The organism is Leptospira barantonii, from assembly GCF_002811925.1.
Classification (GTDB): Bacteria; Spirochaetota; Leptospiria; order Leptospirales; family Leptospiraceae; genus Leptospira; species Leptospira barantonii.
This window is the reverse complement of record NZ_NPDS01000001.1, coordinates 329810-350645: the sequence shown is the minus strand read 5'-3', so window position 1 is coordinate 350645 and position 20836 is coordinate 329810. Positions and strand designations below refer to the sequence as shown.

The following is a 20836-nucleotide window of genomic DNA, read 5'->3' as shown; positions in this document are numbered from 1 at the left end:
TCGTTGAGCTCGAACGCCAAAGAAGAATATCGATCGGATCCCGGGAAAAAGAATTCTTTTCCGGGATTCGGGGCTTATTACCCCGCTTCCGGAAAAGAATCCAAAAAATCCGTAGAGACGAGAGATAAACTTCTGGAGGCGACCCTCGCCGTTTTTAGTAGCAAGGGTTTTCACGAAGCGAGAGTGGAAGACATCACCGCTCAAGCGGGTTTTGCAAAAGGAACCTTTTACGAACATTTTAAGAGCAAGGACGATTTGATTTACATCCTGATCGACTACGCGGCTCGAAAGGATTTGGAAGTCACACAATCCCTGTTCTTAAAGTGTAAAAGTTCCGAGGATATCAGAGATAAATATCTCAAGCCGATTCTTCTGGACATTCATTCCAAAAAAGAACTCAACCGAGTTTGTTATCAATTCTTAACGAACGAAATTCTTACCAAAGAAAAACTTCAGAAGAAGATCGATTACTACAATCGATTGTATCGCAGATACCATCTTAAAAACATCAAACATGCACAAAATCTAAACTACTTGAAAAAGGATATGGATCGAGAGGAGATATTCGTTTTGTTTCGATACTTGGTCGACGGTTTTACGATCAACCAAGCCTATTCTTTGTTCTGTTCTGAAAGCGGGAACGTGGAGATGGGATCGATTTTGAAATTGTTCGATCGATCCCTTCTCGTTTCCTAAATAAGATCAATAATCCTGTCTGTAGATCGCCCCACCGGAAATATTCTCGGGTGAAGAAGTCCCCGTCCAAAAGTTCGCTTGGAACTGAAGATAAACGGTTCTTGAATCGCGGTTATCCGTCGTGTTCCAGAAATAATTCTTAGCGGTGTTCGTGTGAATGACCTGATAAAAAAGCTGAACCTTATAGAGATGATAATCTCCGAGTAAGTTGATACCCGCCCAATAAACGTAATACGCTTCACCGGGTTCGAACATCTGATTCTGGTTCCAATCGCCTTTCATAAACTCCGCCTTCAGAACGGGCATGATGTATTTGGAATCGTATAAATGGATGTTATAACCGATCATCCCGTGATAACCCATCACTTGATTCGCGGCCGCGCCGGAGAATTTACTCCAAGCTCCGTTGAGATAAAAACCCTTCCATGTAAACGTGAAGTCGTACGTATGACCTACGATTCCGAGATTGGGACGTCCCGGAGTTGTGATCGATCGATCCGCGAGATAATTGGATTGAAGCCCCGTCGGATCGGTTCCTCCGGTCGGAGTCGTTTGTTGAATCGCAAGTCTCGTAGTCGGGTTTAGATCCTTCATGAGATATTCGACCGGAACCGGTTGAGAAGTTTTTAACTGAGTCGTTTGTGCGACCGCCGCACCGAAAGACAACTTAGCGTCGTCTTGAAAGATCTCGTCTCCTTCCACCCAGCCGATGTCCTTGTCTTTTTTATTCAAACCGCCGAATGCGTTGTATTGAATTCTTCCGTAATAAATCGGAGCAAGAAGTTGCGGAAGATTTTGACGAGCCGCCGTGTTGTCCTGTCTTCTACCGTAACCGTAGTCACCACCGCCCCCGTGACCGTTACCGATAAAACCGTGTAAGGACAAATAGCGCACATATTTTTTATCGAGTAATTCGAGAGGATGAATCGCGACCATCGCGCCCGTATCGAACTGAGGAAGCATGTTGGTGATCATCGATCTTTCCAAAGAAATGAAGTTCGCAGAACTTTGAATGTATTCTCTGTTGAACGGAACGTTGATCTGACCCAATGTAATCCGGGAATGCATAAACGGAATGTTCATCCAGATCACGGCCTCGTGGATCAAACCTCTCGAATCGTTGAGAGTTACGTCCTGAACGTCGCCGGTGGTTTTATCCTTGGTCACTCTTAAGAACTGACTGTTCAGCGCGTTCTCCAGACGGAGTTGTGTCGCAAAACCCCACCACTTCGCGCCTTGATAAAAGAACCCGAGACGAAGTCTTCGAAAGTTCGCGTCCGCGGTATGAAAGTCTTCGTTACCGGAAAAGGAAGAATTGTGATCCCCGCTCACTCCGCGAAACTGAGTTCTCGCCGCGATTACGAGTTTCTCCTCGTTGATATTGTCCGGTCTGTGTTTGAAATGATTCGGAAGTTGCATGTCCTTCCGTTCCGGAAAATTATTAGAATCCTTACTACCGAGAGAATCGATCTTCGTGCGGTTCGGACCCGGTTTTGAATAGATCAAACCCGTATCGTTGTCCTCGTAAAATTCTTTCTTAGGTTTCTCCGCGGGCTTATCGCCTCCTGCGGGTTTATCCTGCGCGAATAAACCGGTTTCAGCCAACAAAATCAAGCTGAAGATCAGAAAACCGATTTGTAACTTTCTACTTCTTATATTACGTTTCTCTTTCTTTTCCATTTCAAGATACCGGCCCCGAGCCGTTCCCCTTCTCTACTCGAACTTTTTGTAATGTCATCGAAATCTATATTTCATTTACGTTACAATCAGATGAGAGAAATGTTTCATTTTGATTACAAAATCTCAAATCTGAAAAACGCGTCTTCTTCGATGCGAAAAGACCGTATTGCAAACCGATGCTTCTTGAAAGGAACGAAAGGTCCGAAACTCGATGAGAAACGGACTTTGTATATGGAACGTTTTTCAAATTCCGAAAAACGATGAAGAGAATTTAAAGACGATCCTTCGGAAACATTACGGGAAAACTTCCGAAAGGTAGCCTGAAAATATAAAACGATTCGACGAAAAAAGAAAGTCTTTAAACGGACAAAAAGCGGGTTTCAGAAATTTATTTCCGAGCGAACACAGCAAGTTCCGGCGGTTCGAGATTCAAATCGAATGATGCCTCAAACGAATTCGGAGAACCTTACAAAAAACGAGGATTCAAAGTCTAAGAATTATGGCAAATAGGCTCAAAAAGCGCACAGAAAACTTAGAAGGCAATTTCTACGTGGATTCGACTTGTATCGATTGTGAAACCTGTAGAATTCTCGCGCCGACTACATTCTCCGAAAAAAACGGGGCTTCTTACGTATGGAAACAACCCGAAACACCGATCGAGAAAGTCAACGCTCTGCGTGCCCTAATCGCTTGTCCTACGACTTCCATCGGGACCGAAGACAGAATGGATCTTCAGGAAGCCAAGGAAACCTTCCCGACCCGAATCGAAGAAAACGTATATCACAGCGGGTATCATTCCAAGGATTCGTTCGGGGCGTTCTCGTATTTCATTCAAAGGGAGAACGGAAACATATTGATCGATTCTCCCCGCTACGTGCCTTCCCTCGCCGACAAGATCGAAGCGCTCGGAGGAATCCGTTATCATTTCCTAACCCACCAAGACGATGTGGCGGATCATCAGAAGTTTCACGAACGATTCGGCTCCGAAAGAATCATCCACGAATTCGATCGAGGTGCGGCCCCGAACTCCGAGATCATTCTCACGGGAGAATCGATTTTCGAGTTGGACGAAGATGTAAAGATCATACCGACCCCCGGACATACGAAAGGACACGCGGTTCTTTTACATAAGGATCGGTTTTTGTTTACGGGGGATCATCTGGCTTACGATCCTCGTAAAGAACGATTGATCGCGTTTCGAAGTGTTTGTTGGTATTCTTGGCCGGAACAGATCCGATCGATGAAACGTTTGCAGGAATATTCTTTCGAATGGATTTTACCGGGACACGGTTATCCCCTAAACAAGGGATCCGAGGCGATGGGAAAACTTTTGAACGATTGTATCGAATGGATGGAAAAAAGATAAGAACTCGGCGTCAGCGATCAGAACAATTTAGAAGAGCCTAAGAATCCGAATTTGGTTACTGGACTTTCTGTTTTAAAAAAGAACGTAAATCTCGTTTTCTTCGGTGCGAATTCTATCTCTGAGTTTAAAGATCAACTTTTCCGTTTCGGCCCGAAACAGATTTTCTTCCTGGAGAATGGAAGAAGGAAGCGTCCACTTACAATAATATTTCTTAAAATGATTTTTTAAATCGATCGTACGAACTTTGAATTCTTCGGCGAGGGTGACGGCTCCTTCGTCTTTCATACTTTTGATTGTGGGATACAACAGGTTTTCTTCAAAGTTCAAATGAAGTTTCAGTCGAGCGGAAAAGCTCGCCAACTCGTGAAGTAGTTCGTCCATTCCTTCCGAAATTTCACCGAGAAGTCTTTTTTCAATGTCGTTCAGCAATTTTTGAATTTCTACATACTGAACCTTATAGAACTCTATATTCAAAACCGATACCCTTGCGTTCGGAAAATTTATTTCGCCACTCGTTCCAAGTAAACCGAAAGTAAAAACACTATTCCAGAAAGAAGAAAACCGTTCTGAGGCCAATGATTTATTTGTTTTAGCGCAAGAATCCGTATGCGAGCGCTGAATCTCAGAGATATACTCGGGTGAATCAAAACGATCGAGTATCACAAAGAAATAATTTTTTTGTGAAAACTATCTCAAAACGAAAGCATTTATCTATGTATACTTATAATAGCGAATATTTTGAATTATAGTACGGATTTCATTATCGCTGTTTGACGTTAGAATTTCATACATGGGAACGCAATTACAGAATCTATCGCCATCCTTGCAGAAATCCTTATTGTATTTTTCGGATCAGTCTGCGGAAGGAATCGTTGTTGTCGATCGTGAATGGAAAACCGTATACGCAAATCATAAGTTTCAAAATTTTTGGTCGTTCCCCAATTTCCAAATACTTTACGAAAAGATAATACCTCTCCTCAAATCCAAAGAAAAACAGGATCTCGGAAACGATACGAACATCTCCCATCTTTTGCGGGAAACGGAAGACGCCGAAGATTCTTTCCTGAGCGAAACGAACTTCCAATTGAAGCTGAGCATTCACGATTTGGAAGATTCTTACATGATCCGATTCAAACCGCAACCCATCGCACAACCGCGCAGGGAATACGAGGCGGGTCAATGGGACAAAAGCACCAATCTGCCGAATCAAAAATATTTTTTAAATCATTTCGGAAACCAGATCTCCGAGGAAGAAACCGGAACGGACGGACATTTTTCATTTTTAATTTCGATCTGCAACCCGGACGCGATCGTATCGAAGGAAAACAATTCTTACTTTGAATTTATTTACGGGAAAGTCACCGATCGACTCAAAAAATACGTGGATCGAAACGATCATCTTTTCCGGATCGAAAACGATAAATTTCTAATATCTTCTTCTCAGGTGAATTCGGAAGCGAAGGCGGAATGGTTCGCGGAATGTATTCGTATGCTTTTCGATTTTCCGTTTACATACGAAGGAAGAGAATTTCATCTCAACGTCAATATCGGTTATACGAAATTCGAATCTAAATCGGGAACGGACATGAACGCGCTTCGTATTCTGAGGGAAGCGCTTCATCATTCCTGTATGATCGGCCCGAATTCTCTTTTTTATTACGATCAAACCGCGATCGAATCGACTTCGGAAAAGGCGAAGATCGAAATCGATCTCCGTAAGGTATTACACCGAAACGAGCTGGAAATCCATTTTCAACCGATTCTCGATCTAAAAGAAAACAGGATTTTTTCCATGGAAACCTTGGTGCGCTGGAATCATCCGCAAAAAGGAAAACTTCTTCCGGGAAGTTTTATCGCGATCGCGGAAAGTTCCAGTTTTATCAAAACCATCGGAGAATGGATGATCTGGGAAACGTTTCGATATTACGAAAATTCTATATTAAAATCCGAGAATATTTCCTTGTCCTTGAACATTTCTCCGAAACAACTTTCGGATAAGAATATTTTCCCGCTTTTAAAGGAAGCGAGCGACTACTATAAGGTTCAACCTTGTTCGATCATTCTTGAAATCGTGGAGGATTCCTTCGACTCAAGAGAATCTCAGATCAGCAAAGTGGTGGGAAAACTGCGCGACTACGGATTTAAATTTGCGATCGACGATTTCGGAAAAGGTTATTCTTCCTTGGGAAGATTGATCCACCTTCCGATCGATTATATCAAACTCGATAAGATGTTTCTTTTTAATTACTTTCAGACTTCGACGCGCGCGGTGATCACTTCCATGGTCAACTTGGTTCAAGCGATGGGAAAATCGATCATCGTCGAAGGTGTGGAAAACGAAACACAACACAAACTTCTTCGAGAACTCAATTGTGATTTCGGTCAGGGTTATTTTTATTCTCATCCGGTGGAAATCGAACTCGCCGAAAAGTTAGTTCGGGAGAAATCGATTTCCTTTGCGATGGCTTCTACAACGACAACTACATCCGCAACCACGTCGATAGAATGATAAAACGGATCAGGCCTATCGATCTTGTCGATCGCCGATCAGAAGTGAATCACTGATTTAAGACGTTCACTGTTCCCAGAAAAATTTCCGCGTTTTGAAAACGTATGGGAAGAATTGACCAAGTCCAAATATCCGTCCCGGAATACGCCAAGATCCTTTTGTGCGTTTGGCGCATTCTTACCGGAAACGTCTGAAAGAGCGGCTAACGCGAACGTTTCAAACGCCAAATCGGAAATATAGATCCGGTTCAGTTCCAATTCTTCCTGAGTCGAGTCGTTCAAAAGTCCTTGCAGAAGTTCCGATTTTTTTCGAACGGTTTCGGCGGCTTCCGAACTCGAATCGGTGATTTCTTCCACGTATTGAAAGAAAGCCTTTGCAACCTTCTCGCGTTTGAATCCGCGAAGAACGTGTTCGCTTAACAAAAGATGTGTTCCTTCCCAGGTTTCGTTGATGATGGAATCGTTATGCAATCTCGGAATCGCGGAGAAGTCGCCTACGATTCCGTTTCCGCCCAACACGAGAATGGAGTTATAAGTGATTTCCGTCGAAGTCGCGGAACATTTGTATTTCAACAACGGGGCCAAAACTTCTCCCGCGAGTTTTAAAGGTTCAGGCGTATGAAAATGTCTAAAGATCGACGCGAGCATCGCGGTGTGTTTGAGTCTTTGATCGCTGAGCTGTTTTAGCAAAGAAGAAAATTCTAATATTTTACTTCCGTATGCGGTTCTGAACTTCGCGTATTCGTAGGCTTCCATCCAAGCCCTTCTTGAAATTCCGGAAGCCGCGATGGAAACGTGCAGTCTTGAAATTCCGATTACGTATTTGATAAGATTTGCGATTCCGTGCGCCGGTCTTCCGAGCGCTTCGGCTTCGACTCCGTCGTAGATGATTTCCACGGTGAGTTTTCCCCTCGATCCGATGATATCTTTTTTACGGAGAATATGATGTCCGTTTAACGTACCGTCGTCCTTGATGCGAGGAACTAAAAACATTCCGATCGTGTTCGTGTCTTCCACTCTCGCGGTGGTCACCCAAAGATCGCCCGGATTGGAACAGAACCATTTCTCTCCCGTGAGAATCCATTTTCCGTTCTCTTGTTTTCTGGCGATCGTTCTGTTCGCGCTTACGTTGGAACCGCCCACTCTTTCGGTGACGTATTGACCCGCCATAAAATGAGATTCGCTTCCTTCTTCCGCAACAAGACGAAGATACTTTTCTTTTTGTTCGGGAGTTCCCAAAGCTTCGAGAACCTTGATCATTCCTTCCGTCATCGCAAGAGGACAAGTGACTCCGCCTTCTCCGTTTTGATTGGCAAGATAAGCGAGAGAGTAACGATGTAGATCCGTAAAAGGATGTTTCCAAGATGGATGATAATTGAGATTTACGATTCCGTAATCATATGAAATTTTTCTGGAAAGTTTTTGTTCGTTGGAATAAACGATCGCATCGATTCTGTTTCCGGTTCGATCGTATTTTACGACCTCTCCGTATTTTCCTTCCTTGTGACAAGCATCGGTGAGTTCGTCGAGAACACCGCCGACCAACGCGCCGTAACCGAGAAGATGTTCTATCATCGCCTTCTTATGAGCCGCATCGTAACCTTTGGAATATTTCTCCACGAGCGTTTGCAGAACCCGGTCTTCTTCGTAAAAGTTTTTTCCACGATTGCCGCGATAGTCGGAAATATCAAAAGGCGCGAGCGCCGGGTTTGCGGCTTGATTTAAAGGATGCATCATTCTCTCCTGCTTCATAAAACGTTTCCGAAACTTCGGGTTTATCTTTGATTTTCGAAAAATAGATCTTTGGAAAGTATAAGTCCACCCGCGATTTCAAGCGAGCGAAAAAAGAAAACGGAGAAAACAAACTAACGTGAACGGATTTGTGAAAACGAATTTGTTCGAATCAGAAGGAAACTTCTTCTAGGATTTGTTCGCCGAATTGTATGGTGAGAATTTTTTCCCTCAACTTAAACAGAAGATTCGAATCCTCGAGTTTTACTCCGTCCGACGTTTGGATATAAAACGAATCATACGCATAATCGGCGCTTGTCGAAACTCTCAGGTAACGAACCTTTAGATCCAGATGAAGAATGATTTGTAAAATTCTATAAACCAAACCGACGACGTCCGGCATTCTCACTTCCATGATCGTCATGTCGGGAAGATCGCTGTTGTAAAACATAACGGATCGATTGACGATACTTTCGGGCGTGGGTTTTCTCGGATTCCAATCGGTTCTTTGAAACGCAATACTCTCCCGTTTTAAGTTGCCCGAAGAAATGGACTTGAGCTTCACTTCGATACGATCCAATTTTTCTTGGGAAAGATTTCCGCCGCCGGTCGAATCGGTCAGTTGAACCGTGGTGATCCAAAACTCGCCCAACGTATAACTTTTCATTCCCAAAAGACTTAAACCCTCGGAAGAAACCGCGCAGGATAAATCCAAAAGAATTTCGGGTTGATTCGCGGTGATCACGTCGATCGTAACGAAGGCGGGATCTTGTTCGGTTTCAAAGATCATTCCCAGGGAAGAATCCTGTGCGAGCGTCCCGATCGCTTTAAAGTTTCTTAATATTTTACGATTGGATACCGCGTTGAGATAAGAAGAAGGGGTCACCTCGTTCGCGAACGTGACAACCGACTTTACGATTCCTTCCTCCAAACCTTCCTTGGTGATCAGATAACTCTTAAGATCGTCCAATTGAATGTCGCGAGAAGGTCCTGTTTCGCCGAAGTTATCCTTGGAATCGCTCACGAGATACGGAATCGTATTCTGATAGAGCGTGTTGAGAATCGAACTTTTCCAATGAGTCAAAACGCCGGTTCCCACCGATTTCGTATCGATCACGGTAAGAATATAAAGTTTTCTCAATCTTTCTCTGCTTCCGACGATTCTCGCGAAATCAAAGATCAGCTTCGGATCGCCGATGTCCCTTTTGGAACTGAGCTCGGACATCATGGTGTGTTTTTCGACGAGAAAACGGCAAAGATCCGTATCTTCTTCGCTTAAACCCAATCGATCACAAACCGAAACCACAAGTTCACCGCCGTATTCGGAGTGATCTCCTTCCTTGACCTTTCCGGCGTCGTGCAACACGATCGCAAGCGCCAGCAATTCTATCTTGGAACATTCCTTATACGCCTTTTGAACCTCGGCGTCCTGAAATTCTCCCTGATCGAGAAGATCAAGTTCATGCAAAATCAATAATGTATGTTCGTCCACGGTGAACTCGTGATGATAACTGAACAAGGGAAAGTTCGTACAAGCGCCGAACTCGGGAAGAATCGCACCCAAAACGCCGGACTCGTGCATGAGCTTTAAAACCCTTCCTCTTTGAGAAGGGGTTCTTAGGATTTTGAGAAACTCCTCGTTTACTTCGGGAGAATATTTGAAGTCGTCGTCCAAAAAGTTGGACGCGAATCTGAATTCGTTTAACAAAGTTCCCGAAACCTGAAGATTCTTTTCCTGAATCATTCGAAAAGAGCGCATAACGTCCCTGTAGATCGTATGCGGACTCGTAAAAAGGGTTCCGATCACGGGAGGGAACACCGTGTTCCCGATCTTAAAGAAATGGAGATCCTCGTATGGAAAACTTTCCCCTTCCGAACTTTTTCTTTTTTCGATGATGGAATCCAAATAAGTGCGAATGATGAAGTAGATATTCTTCTGATGACGATACAAAACGTGCATGAACTTTTCCACCGAGGATAGTTCTTCTTTTTTTCCGAAGCCCAAGGATTCGGCGACGTCCTGTTGAAGATTGAGATCGAGACGATCCGTTTTTCTGGAAGTGATCTTGTGCATCGCGATTCGAGTGCGAAGAATAAAATCGTACGCTTCCTGCAAAAGTTGGATTTCCCCTCTTTGAAACACGGGAAGAATGGACAATCCTCCGAGAGAAGGAAGATTCCGAACCGACTTTTCCATCCAAAACATATATTGAATATCGCGAAGACCGCAGAGATCCGTTTTCAAATTCGGTTCGCTTAACAAAATCGGTCTTTCTTCGTTGAGAAAACGGGAGGATAAAATTTCCTCCTTCACTTCGTTATAACGTTTTGTCCATTTGGACGGAAGTTTTTCGAGAAAGTCCGACTTGAACTTTTCGAACAACGCCCTCGAACCCGCAAGAAAACGCGCGTCCAAAAAAGCGTGATAAGAGGACATATCGTCCAAGTATTGAAAACATTCCTTGATCGTTCTACAGGAATGTCCGACTTCCTTTCCGGAATCGTAGAGATACGTGTTGATCTTGCCGATGACCGATTCAAGTCTTTGTACTTTGATCCCGTTGTGTAGATACAACAAGTCTACGTCCGAATGGGGAGCCATTTCCATTCTTCCGTAACCGCCCATCGCGATGATACAAAGTTCTTCCCCGGATTTGAATTCCACTCCGAACTCTTCGAACTTGGAAAGAATAAAAGAATCTACGATATGCGTAAGTTGTCTGGATACGAGACGGCCTCCCACGTTCTTGCTCTTTTCCAAGAGTCTTTGAAAGCTGTATGTGATATCCAGTTGCAGAGGCATATTATAAAACCCGAAAGTCCTTCCGAGCGACCAAAATCCTATTTCAACTTATCGCCCGGTTTTGCGTCTTTATGCGGAACGAACAAACTTAAGGACTCTCCTTCTCCCGACGCAAGAAGCATCGCTTCGGAAACTCCGAACTTCATCTTTCTCGGTTTGAGATTGGCGACCACCACAACCTTTAGACCTTTGAGATCCTCCGGTTGATAAGCGACTTTGATTCCGGCGAAAACGTTTTTGATTCCGAGTTCTCCGAGATCCACTTTCACGTTCACAAGTTTGTCCGCGCCTTCCACCGGCCCGGCTTCCACGATCTGACCGACTCGAAGTTCGACCTTTGCAAGATCGTCGATCGAAATCTCCGTTCTTTCCTCTTGTGGAGAATCGTTCGTAGTTTTTGCAGGTTCGGCTTTTTTGGATGCGTCCACGGATTGTTTGTTTTCTTCTAACATAACGTTGATTGCCTTTTCATCCACACGTTTGGTGATCATTTCGTACGGATTTACTTTTGTATTTTCTAATGTTTTAAATTCTTCCAAATCGTGAAACTTAGGAGTTTCCTTCAGACCGAGCAATGCGTAGATTTTCTCGGAAACGTTCGGAACGACCGGATATAGATACACTGCGAGAATTCTGCTCGCGTTCAAGACCGTGGTCACGACTTCTCTGGTTTTTTCGGGATTCTCCTTGATCAGTTTCCAAGGAGCGTTGTCGTTTACGTAACGATTGACCATATCGCCGAGACGTGTGATTTCGCGCATCACTCTCGCGTAGTTCTTTTGTTCGTATGCGATTTTTATAATATCCAAAATCTCGTATTCGCCGGTTCCCTGTTTGATCTTTTGTTTGATCAAGTCGTTTAACAATTCTTTGCCGTCTTGCGGAAGAACTCCGAGCGTTCGATCGAGTTGATCCAGGATACCCGTTGAAATTCTGGAAACGAGATTGACCAAGTTTCCGACGAGATCGGAATTCACACGCGCGGCGTAATCGTCAAAGGAAAGATCGAGATCGTCCATACCCGGACTCAACTTTCCGGCGAGATAAAAACGAAGATGTTCCGGATCGAGATGTTTAGAATACGTACTCGCGTTGATGAACGTTCCTCTCGACTTGGACATCTTCTCTCCGTTGACGGTGATGAATCCGTGAACGTGAACGTTCTTCGGAGTTTTATAACCGCTTCCGTGTAACATCGCGGGCCAAAACAAAGCGTGAAAGTATAATATATCCTTACCGATGAAATGAACGATCTCGGCATTCTCGTCCTTCCAAAAAGAATCGAACTTCTTCCAATCTCCTTTGAAAAAGTTCAAAGAGGAAGCCATGTATCCGATCGGAGCGTCCAACCAAACGTAAAAGTATTTATTCTTCTCGCCCGGAATTTCAAAACCGAAATAAGGTCCGTCTCGCGAGATGTCCCATTGTTGCAGACCGGCTTCGAACCATTCTCTCAATTTTTTCTGAACGCCTTCGGTTACGTGATCTCCCGATTCGATCCATTCTTTTAAGAAGGATTGAAAGTCTTCCAACTTAAAGAAGATATGATCCGAATTCTTCAGAACCGGAGCGGTACCGCAAAGAGCGCAGTGAGAATCGATCAGATCCTTCGGACTGTATGTTTTACCGCAGACCTCGCAGTTGTCTCCGTACTGATCCTTGGATTTACAATTCGGACAGGTTCCTTTGATAAAACGATCGGGAAGAAACATCTGATCGTGTTCGCAATAAGATTGTTCGATGCCTTTGCGGTCGATATGATCGTTTTTTTTAAGTTCTAAATAAATTTTTTCCGAAATGATTTTGTTTTCTTCGGAATTCGTAGAATAATAATTATCATACTGAACGCCGAACGCGCTCAAGTCCCGATAGTGTTCCTTTTGAACTCTTTCAATGAGTTGTTCGGGAGTGATTCCCTCTTTACGCGCCGCTAACATTACCGGAGTGCCGTGTGTATCGTCCGCGCAGAAAAAATAACATTCGTTTCCGTTGGCTTTTTGAAAACGAACCCAGATGTCCGTTTGTATTCCTTCGAGGACATGTCCTAAGTGAATCGGACCGTTCGCATAGGGAAGCGCCGATGTAACCAGTATCTTTCTTGGGATTCTTTTAAGAGAAGAGTTCACAAAAGTCAGGTTCCTAAAATTTAGGTCAAAATCAACGTCTTTCTTTTCAGATTTTCATTGCAAAATCAATGGTTAGGATAGAATTTTCTGAAAACCTGGAGGAACTCCCGATGCCAATGGAGAATCTTTCATCCCTTGCAAGTAAAGTCCTGCCGGGGCATGAATTCTATGAAAAGTTCAGAGAAGAAATGAACCCCGAACAAGAGATATTCCATCTGAAGATGAACTACGCGAAGGTTCTCGTCAGCATCTGGTCTTATTCCTGCATGGCCGATGGAATCTTTCATCAAAAAGAAGGAAGTCTTGTCGGGCAGATGGTCAAAGCTCTTTTCGAAGAAGGTTGTATTTTCTTCGATCATCAGGCTGAAAAAACCGCGATCATCAGCGAGTTATCGGACGTATTCGAAAATCCTCTTCCCGTAAAAACGGTTCGTAACTTTTCGGAAGGCAATCCAATTATGGCCGCCGGATTTTACGAAGACGCTTGTGTCATCGTATCGATGGACGGAGCGCTGACAAAAAAGGAAAGAGAATTTTTGGACGACCTCGCGAAGGAACTCGAAATCTCTTCCATGGATAAGAAGAATATCGAGAATAGAATTCTCGAGAAAAAGAAGTAACCCTATCTTTTGAGAAACAACCGTCTTCTATTCTTTTACTCATACCGATTCAAGGAGTCGCTTCCGTGAACTGGGTTTGGGAAACGTTATTCTATCTTCTCATCGTCTACGCCGGTCTTCAATTTTTGGTTTCCGGCCCGGTCATACAACTTCTCGTTAATTTCTTTTCGTTCCGTCATTTTAAGTTTCGTTGGCTTTCTTCGGGAATTCTACTTCCTATCTTTTACGTGATCTCGAAAAACTGCACGATCGAGTTTCCCGGAATTCTAAAAACCGACCAGGTTTACGCGAGAATCTCCTCCCTCAACATGAAGATCGATTTTCTTTCCCTCTTCAAAGGTAAGTTGAGAATTCCGTCATCCATATTCAAAAACTTTCATATGGATTACACGAACATCATAAGCCCGCACAAGAAGATCGGCCTGATGCCCAAACGCGGAAGAATCGTATTCCAAAATATGAAAATAGAAAACGGATCGATCTCCATCGTGGACAAAACGTTGACGCCGACGTATTCGATACGACTGCAGGATATCGCGATCGAGGGCGGTTATATGGATTCTGGATCCCCTCTTGAAATTCTTTTCAGAACCAAAAGCGGTTCCTGCAGACTCGGCAAACGGGGAAGTCTCAAGATCGGCGTTTTAGGCGGAGAAACGAGAGGATTCTTATCGTTAAGCGACATCACCTGGTCCGAACTCGCAGGGTTACAAGTGATCCCTCTTCCGTTCTTAAAAAATCGGGTTCAGATCTACGTGGAATTCAAACATATCAACGCGGATCAAACCGCGGTCGAAGGAACGTTGATTCACTTCGCTCCGCATTCTCAGGATAAACCGGAACAGAGTTATCCGTTTCACTTTACGATCGATTGGAAGAATTACAATCTTCCGTTCGACCTCGCACTGCGAGAACTCGTGTTGGAATTGTTCTTAAAGATCAAGTTGAAGGGAGTGATGACGAGAGCGCTTCAAACCGTAGCAAAAGGTTTGTATGCGATCATCGGAAGAAACCGCTCGCATCATCACAAATGATTTTCTTTTACTGTTGTTCAATACAAAGTGTGTAACGGTTTCCCGTAGTACACGCAACGTTTGTAGAAGCGTCTCCGGCTAATCCCGTTCCGCTGGAACCGTTCGTCCAATCGTTACAGTTATTTGCATTCAAGGTCCAGTTCGTATTAAAACCGGACCAAAAGTTCGCGGCGCCGATCGCCGTACTTCCATACAAAGTCGCGTATGGAATCACACCGTTGGCGTCCGCGGTCGCGATGGCACTCAACGTATCGTAGTTATAATATCTTGTGTTCGGAAGAATGGGCCAGTCCGCGTTTCCGGGAACACGAGATGCGACTCCGACCAATGCCTTTGAAATAAATCCCGCGTCCGCGCTGCACGCGGAATCGGCGCCTTGAACGCCTAAAGAGGCGCCTCCGTATTGCATGTTCCCGCCGCTCATTCTTTGGATCTGACGAACCCTACGATCGTTGTCCAGAATTCGAATCGTAAAATCCAAAGACAAATTGATCGGCGCCGCGGTCACGGTCAGAGTATAACTTTTATTTCCAAAATCCCCGCTGTTCGTCGGAGCCAAATCGGAAGCCCTCACAGAAACCGAGTCCGGATTCGCAAAGTTCGTATCGAACGCTTCGGGTCCTGGACTGAAATGATCGATCGTCGCACTTGTGGAAAGTCCGATATGAGTCACCGGATCTCCGGGCCCATGAGGTCCGCTGAGAGCGATGTCGAAGTTGAGAGCGGTTCCGTCTTCTTTGATGTCGATCGTATCACCTTTGAACTTTCCATTGATGAGAATCGTCGTGCAATAAACGACCAAATCGGAAACGTCGGCGGTCGCAACACCGGAAGAATTCTCCGTTGAACCGGAATAAATCTTACAGAAATGTCCGCTCGGCGGATTTGAAACCGCGAGTTGATAACTTTTATTCTGCGTTACGGACTTCACAAATTGAAAACTTCCGTTTGCGGACATGGTGAGAATCTCATCGTTTAACTTGAGTTCGACGGTTCCCGTTTTGATCCCTTGAACGACTCCGCTGAAACGAAATCCGGGCAAGTTTCCGGCCGAGGCAGAACTTTCCGAAGTATCCTGGACATAGGCGAGTAACGCTCCGTTTTGTCCGTCCAAGGCAAAACGATTTGCTTCGGCGCAGGACCCGAGCATTATCGATGTAAAAAAGAATATAACGTTTTTATAAAATGGAACAGGTTTCATGATTTTCGAAAATTCGCTTTGTTTGAACCTATTTGAAAGACAAATCATAGACTATTTTTTGAATCGATTTTTAGTGAAAACTAATTTCTTTTCGGTTCTTTCAAAAGAAATCGTTCGTTTTGACATTTTTTTAAACGTAAGAATCCAATCTCATTTTTTAAAAATGTAATAGATCCTACATTTCCAAAAGTATACAACAAAGCCGAGGCGCGTAGAGGCCAAAAAATAAAACCGCGGATTTCCATTTCCTCGAAAAGCCGCGCTACTAGCTACTAACGCGACAAAACGAGGATTCGTGCTTCTTCGATTCTTAAATAGAATGGGAATATCTGGAATCTAAATCTTCCATTTCATCTTCTTTACTTTTGTAGTTCGGAAGATTCTCCTCACGAAACGCCTTCGGAGACTTTTTAGTCTCTTTCAAAAAAGCCCTGTGAAACGCGGAGGAAGAGCTAAAACCGACTGCCATTCCTATGGAAAGAATGGAACGATCCGGTTCTTCCAACAACATCACCTTGGCTTCTTTCACCCTGTGATGATTGATGAAGGAATTAAAATTCATTCCCATATGTTCGTTGAGGAATGCGGATAAGTGGTGTACGGAAAGCCCCATTTCGGATGCCAAAGAAGGAAGTCTAAGCTCCTCATCCAAGTGAATCTTTTCACTTTGCATCAATTCCGTAAGTTTACTTTCCACCTTTTCGATATTGAGATCTTCTAAAAGGGATCGTTTTTCTTGATTCGCGTCCCTTTGCGCAAGATTCTTATCTCCATCGTCTTCGTTTTCGGAATCACGCAACAGAAAATCATTCTGAGTTCTTTGAAGATCGGAAATCATCGGAACAAACTCGCTCAGAATGATCGGGGAAAGAATGAGAAAGTAATAATTGATCGTGTTGAGCGGTTCGATGAATTTCGCACCTTCGAAATAACGAAATACCTCGGTGAGTTTGATGATCAACAATACTCCGACGGAAGGGAGAATTCTCACCATCGCCGCCTTATTTTTAGAAGAACGCAAAGGGATCACGATCTGAAACAAAAGATAAACGAAAAATACGAAAGTTCCCAAGGAAATCATTTCCGATAAATTCGGAATTTTGAATTCGTCGAGCAGATCCCAAGCAACTACGATCGCCGCAGTTACCGCAAAACTTCTCAAAAGTAATTTTCGAAGTGCGGAGAATTCCTCATAGATACACTGAAAAACACCGTTCTTCGCGTTTGCCGCGAGACTCATAAAAAAGAAAGCGATCGTTACCGAAAAGTAAGCGTAAAAATACTGGGCTAACTTCTTTGCGAGAGTATTTTCCGTGATAAAAATCGTGGCCGTAAAAGACCAAAAAACACAAGCCATCAAGAAAAACAGCACCGGGGCGCCGAGATTCTTTTGCTTATTCCTTTTAAAAATCCCGAATGCGGCAATCATAAAGTATAACATTGCCGCTAAAGAATAATATTTAACCTCTTCCACATCCGAATCCTTTTGTCGTTTTGTTTGTATTTTTGCCAGACATACTTCTTTTTATTTCGGGAGGGAATGTCTTCGCTGTTCGATCGTGCAAACAATTCTTTCCAAACACTCTTTGCTACTTGCTTTTGCGTATAGCTTTCCCTGCACAATGGTAACAGCTGGTTTCCGAGCATTTGCTCATTTTTTATTTTTTAGAATTATAATTCGTAAACTCCTGAAAAAAATTTATGACTATCGGGGTTAAAAATTTATTGTTTTTAGCCAAAACAATAAAGCCCCTCGAAAACCCGCTCAAAACCGAGGTTTTACGTAAGAATTTTCAACCCTCCTGAATTATAGGAAAGCCGGATCAATCTCAGCGAGTTTTTATATCGAAATCTTTTTGAAAACGGGGAGAATTTAGCGAAAAGAAAGAGCGAGTCACGTTAGCGGATGATCGAATAACGGATTTTTAGAAAAAACGGCAAAGCACTGCACTTTGAACAGAGTTCAACATACTTTTCTCACATTTTCAGAGCATTCCTTAAAACTATTACAACAATGCGACTAACGTTACAGAGTGGTCCTATTCTCTATAGAGAATTAAACTCTAACTTATAATCAAAGAATTCCTTAGTTATATGCGATGACGTATTCTTGAATAAAAAAGAGTAAATTACCTCCATGTGAATGCAAATTTTGTGAACGAGAATGTTGTGGAGGATCTCTTATGATCAAACAAATCAGAAGACAACATGCGAAAATAAAAAAAGAAATTCGCTTATTATATACTCTTAGCTTTTGCTGGGTCATTCTATTTTCGAATTGTTTGGTTGGTGAGGGAAAGAAAGGGTTTAATTTTTTCTTTCTTCCGGGTTCTAACATTTCTTTTCCGGGGGATATTCCAGGTTCGGATTCTCCTATCATCCCTACTACACCCGTAGCTCCTGTGGGAACTCTTACATACAGCACCGCGACTACATTCTATGTGAGTAATACTTCCGGCGCGATTCAATACTATGATATTTCTTGGTCTTCGAGCTTGAACGCCTCTTACGAGCTTCGTACAGGCGCGACCAATTGTACGGACGGAACCGTAAATACAAATTCTGCGGTGACCGCTTCCACTTCCACCACCAACAGAATCAACGCGATTGATTTGAGTCCGGGAAGCAACGGAATCAAACTTTGTTTAAAAAGTCCCGACGGAACTCTCGCTTGGGATAACGTTTCCATCACGGGAATCAGAGACGATGCGGCGCCTTCGATCGGTTTTAGTCCGGGAGCGGGAACCTTTGGTTCTTCGATTCCGAATATCACCTTATCTTGTACCGACACGGGTTCTTCCGGTTGTCTTGCTTGGGCTTATCGTAACGACGGAACCGATCCTACGATCGCCGCGGACGGTACGGTCGGTTCAGGTTCCACGGCTTATTCTTCTGCTTTTGCGGTGGCGAATAACGCAACTACGGACGTTAAAGTGATCGCAGTAGACAAAGCGGGAAATATCAGCGCGGTCAGCACGAGTCAATACGTCGTCGCAGTGGGAAATCCTACGATCACCATCAATTCCGTTTCCAAAGCCGATATGAGAAGCGTGGATTCGAGCGTTATCAAATGGCAATCGGATCTTGCCGGAAACTACGATATTCGTTTGGGTGGAACCAATTGTACTTCCGGCACGAACGGAGTTTCTTTATCCCTCACCGGCGCGGCGGCCGCAAACACCGAGATTACCAGCACGATCAGCGGCGCTGCCCCGCTTGCAGTCGGTGCGAACTCGATTCGAATCTGCCTCACCACATCGGGAAGTAACGTGGGATACAACGGAACGTCGATCAACATCGACAATACCGCGCCAACCTTTTCTTCCGTTTCGCCGGCAGACAATTCATTGAGCTTAAGCGTGGATCAGAACGATTTCACGTTTACCTTTAACGAAGATATGGACGTAAATCTAAAACCGCTACCGTCGCATTATGACAGCGGTCCGAGTCCGAACAGCCTGATTCCATGGCCTACGATGACGGGAACGTGGCCCGATGCCAGAACCTACAAAATATCGTTGAATAGTAAATTACCGGAATTGCATACGTTTTATCTTCTATTTGCGAGTGCAGTGGTTGCAAATTTTAAAGACAAAGCGGGAAACTCCGTTACAGGCAGTCCGATTGTTTCCGGAACGATTCAATTAGATTATAGAACCGTCGCTGAAACCAAAGTAATTCTTATCACGGATACAGCTCAAACAAGCTGTTACGATGTTTCGGGAAACTTAACGTCTTGCACCGGTTCCGGTCAGGATTCGGAACTCAGTGTTATGCCTTACGGTCTTGGAACACCTACTACAAATCCTGGATATCCGAACGATCGAATTACAAAAGATACGATCAACAACGTGATCTGGAAAACCTGCCCTGCGACGTATGTTTGGTCCGGCGGGACCTGCATTCAAGACGCAGTTGATCCTTATAACTTGGCTTTGATCAACAGAAACACGGGATCGTCAATCTTGGATTTAACGTGGGGAGATTCTATCGAGTATTGTTTACAACTCAACCTCGCCAACTCAGGCGCGGGGTTTGCCGGTGTAAAAACTTGGAGATTGCCGACCCTTAGCGAACAGATGGGAATTCTTACCTATGAAGGCCCTGCCGGAAACGCAACGGTCCAGAACTCGAGTTTCCCAGGTTTTATCAAAAGTGACTACGAAAGATATTGGACCTCTACGAACGCCGTCAGCGCTTCGACAACCAATGGAATGATCGGAACCGACTTAGGAAACACGGCGAACGCTTGGGGAGCATGGCAAATCTCCGTATTTGGAGGAGGGACCCATATGAGCCACAAAGGGAAGTCGAGATCTTGGTACTGGCCAAACTACAATGCATTAGCTATGTGCATCGCTGATTAAGGAGAATAACTACCATGAAATCACTGAAACCATTTATACTTCTTACCATCTTACTTGGAATCATCGAAACATTAACCGCCATCGGTGGCCCCTATACGGACCCGAACGACGGAACGATCAACGATACGGGCAACCGCATTCTCTGGAGAAAGTGCGGAAGAGGACGCGGAACTTTGGCCATGAACTACACGAATTGCGGTTCTGTTTCCGGACCCGCAGAAACGAGCGATTGGGCAACGGCAGTCGCGTATTGTCGCAACCTCGGAATAACGTTAGGAGACGGTAGACAATGGAGATTGCCCAGCGTAAAGGAACTGATATCGATCGTAGACTATAGCAAAACGACAAAACCGATCATCAATCAGACTTTGTTTCCGAATACGGCGGAAGGAAGATTTTGGACTTCGACAAATTCTTTCGTTGCCGGAAATTCCCCGGTCATATCGAGCACTGGGTTCGACAATGCAGATCCAAAGGAATATGTGGCAAGTGCCAACAATAGTATGCAAAACTATAAAATTCCTGAAGGTACAGCATATCGATCCATGGCATATATCGTGGACTTTATGATCGGAGGTGTTGTGGAAAAGCCGAAAACGGACACGAACGGATACGTTCGTTGTGTAAGCGGACCGTATTAATCCTTCTCCCCTCTTTCGCGTCCGCAGTGAATTCGAATCTGCGGACGCCTTTATTTCATTCTT

Annotated in this window: 14 protein-coding genes; 7 read left to right on the top strand and 7 right to left on the bottom strand. The window is 44.1% G+C overall.

What is annotated here, in order from left to right:
• The first annotated feature begins 3 nt into the window (after positions 1-3).
• Complete coding sequence (locus CH367_RS01610; RefSeq protein WP_100760766.1) at positions 4-696, top strand: TetR/AcrR family transcriptional regulator; 693 nt, start codon at positions 4-6, stop codon at positions 694-696.
• A gap of 6 nt (positions 697-702) precedes the next feature.
• Here the strand turns inward: CH367_RS01610 and CH367_RS01605 are convergent, their stop codons facing one another.
• Positions 703-2376: a porin gene (locus tag CH367_RS01605; RefSeq protein WP_100760765.1), complete on the bottom strand. Its 1674-nt coding sequence runs from the start codon at positions 2374-2376 to the stop codon at positions 703-705.
• A 499-nt stretch (positions 2377-2875) separates the two neighbouring features.
• On the opposite strand from CH367_RS01605, the gene CH367_RS01600 reads away from it, so the two are divergent.
• Positions 2876-3742, top strand: coding sequence for an MBL fold metallo-hydrolase (locus tag CH367_RS01600; RefSeq protein WP_100760764.1), 867 nt, complete (start codon positions 2876-2878; stop codon positions 3740-3742).
• Between the two features lie 72 nt (positions 3743-3814).
• On the opposite strand, the gene CH367_RS01595 is transcribed toward CH367_RS01600, so the two are convergent.
• Complete coding sequence (locus CH367_RS01595) at positions 3815-4216, bottom strand: hemerythrin domain-containing protein (RefSeq protein ID WP_100761305.1); 402 nt, start codon at positions 4214-4216, stop codon at positions 3815-3817.
• Between the two features lie 316 nt (positions 4217-4532).
• Here CH367_RS01595 and CH367_RS01590 point away from each other — a divergent pair, with 316 nt between their 5' ends.
• The gene (locus CH367_RS01590) at positions 4533-6251 is read left to right on the top strand and encodes a GGDEF domain-containing phosphodiesterase (RefSeq protein WP_100760763.1); all 1719 of its coding nucleotides are present in this window, start codon (positions 4533-4535) and stop codon (positions 6249-6251) included.
• 38 nt (positions 6252-6289) lie between these two features.
• On the opposite strand, the gene CH367_RS01585 is transcribed toward CH367_RS01590, so the two are convergent.
• From CH367_RS01585 to metG, 3 genes are all read right to left on the bottom strand, one after another.
• Positions 6290-7987 carry an acyl-CoA dehydrogenase family protein gene (locus CH367_RS01585; protein ID WP_100760762.1) on the bottom strand — a complete coding sequence of 566 codons (1698 nt, stop codon included), beginning with the start codon at positions 7985-7987 and terminating at the stop codon, positions 6290-6292.
• 166 nt (positions 7988-8153) lie between these two features.
• Positions 8154-10784, bottom strand: coding sequence for a bifunctional uridylyltransferase/uridylyl-removing protein GlnD (locus CH367_RS01580; protein ID WP_100760761.1), 2631 nt, complete (start codon positions 10782-10784; stop codon positions 8154-8156).
• A gap of 38 nt (positions 10785-10822) precedes the next feature.
• A complete protein-coding gene (gene metG / locus CH367_RS01575; protein WP_100760760.1) occupies positions 10823-12910 on the bottom strand; it encodes a methionine--tRNA ligase in 2088 nt (695 codons plus the stop codon).
• Positions 12911-13026: 116 nt separating this feature from the next.
• Between metG and CH367_RS01570 the strand changes: the two genes are divergently transcribed.
• On the top strand, positions 13027-13530 hold the full coding sequence (locus CH367_RS01570; protein ID WP_425268776.1) for a tellurite resistance TerB family protein: 504 nt from the start codon (positions 13027-13029) through the stop codon (positions 13528-13530).
• 65 nt (positions 13531-13595) lie between these two features.
• Entirely contained in the window at positions 13596-14564 is a 969-nt protein-coding gene (locus CH367_RS01565; protein WP_100760758.1) for a hypothetical protein, read from the top strand.
• 7 nt (positions 14565-14571) lie between these two features.
• Here CH367_RS01565 and CH367_RS01560 read toward each other — a convergent pair whose 3' ends face one another.
• Positions 14572-15765: a DUF1554 domain-containing protein gene (locus tag CH367_RS01560; RefSeq protein WP_165783192.1), complete on the bottom strand. Its 1194-nt coding sequence runs from the start codon at positions 15763-15765 to the stop codon at positions 14572-14574.
• A gap of 310 nt (positions 15766-16075) precedes the next feature.
• Positions 16076-17239 carry an AraC family transcriptional regulator gene (locus CH367_RS01555; protein WP_100760756.1) on the bottom strand — a complete coding sequence of 388 codons (1164 nt, stop codon included), beginning with the start codon at positions 17237-17239 and terminating at the stop codon, positions 16076-16078.
• A 709-nt stretch (positions 17240-17948) separates the two neighbouring features.
• On the opposite strand from CH367_RS01555, the gene CH367_RS01550 reads away from it, so the two are divergent.
• Complete coding sequence (locus CH367_RS01550) at positions 17949-20132, top strand: Lcl domain-containing protein (RefSeq protein WP_100760755.1); 2184 nt, start codon at positions 17949-17951, stop codon at positions 20130-20132.
• 14 nt (positions 20133-20146) lie between these two features.
• The gene (locus CH367_RS01545; RefSeq protein ID WP_100760754.1) at positions 20147-20773 is read left to right on the top strand and encodes an Lcl C-terminal domain-containing protein; all 627 of its coding nucleotides are present in this window, start codon (positions 20147-20149) and stop codon (positions 20771-20773) included.
• Positions 20774-20836: the final 63 nt, after the last annotated feature.

Excerpts from the sequence above, each read along its gene's own strand:
- CH367_RS01550 (WP_100760755.1), top strand. The coding sequence starts at position 17,949 with ATGATCAAACAAATCAGAAGACAACATGCGAAAATAAAAAAAGAAATT.
- CH367_RS01590 (WP_100760763.1), top strand. The coding sequence starts at position 4,533 with ATGGGAACGCAATTACAGAATCTATCGCCATCCTTGCAGAAATCCTTA.
- CH367_RS01605 (WP_100760765.1), bottom strand. The coding sequence starts at position 2,376 with ATGGAAAAGAAAGAGAAACGTAATATAAGAAGTAGAAAGTTACAAATC.
- CH367_RS01600 (WP_100760764.1), top strand. The coding sequence starts at position 2,876 with ATGGCAAATAGGCTCAAAAAGCGCACAGAAAACTTAGAAGGCAATTTC.
- CH367_RS01545 (WP_100760754.1), top strand. The coding sequence starts at position 20,147 with ATGAAATCACTGAAACCATTTATACTTCTTACCATCTTACTTGGAATC.
- CH367_RS01570 (WP_425268776.1), top strand. The coding sequence starts at position 13,027 with ATGGAGAATCTTTCATCCCTTGCAAGTAAAGTCCTGCCGGGGCATGAA.
- CH367_RS01580 (WP_100760761.1), bottom strand. The coding sequence starts at position 10,784 with ATGCCTCTGCAACTGGATATCACATACAGCTTTCAAAGACTCTTGGAA.
- CH367_RS01560 (WP_165783192.1), bottom strand. The coding sequence starts at position 15,765 with ATGAAACCTGTTCCATTTTATAAAAACGTTATATTCTTTTTTACATCG.
- CH367_RS01585 (WP_100760762.1), bottom strand. The coding sequence starts at position 7,987 with ATGATGCATCCTTTAAATCAAGCCGCAAACCCGGCGCTCGCGCCTTTT.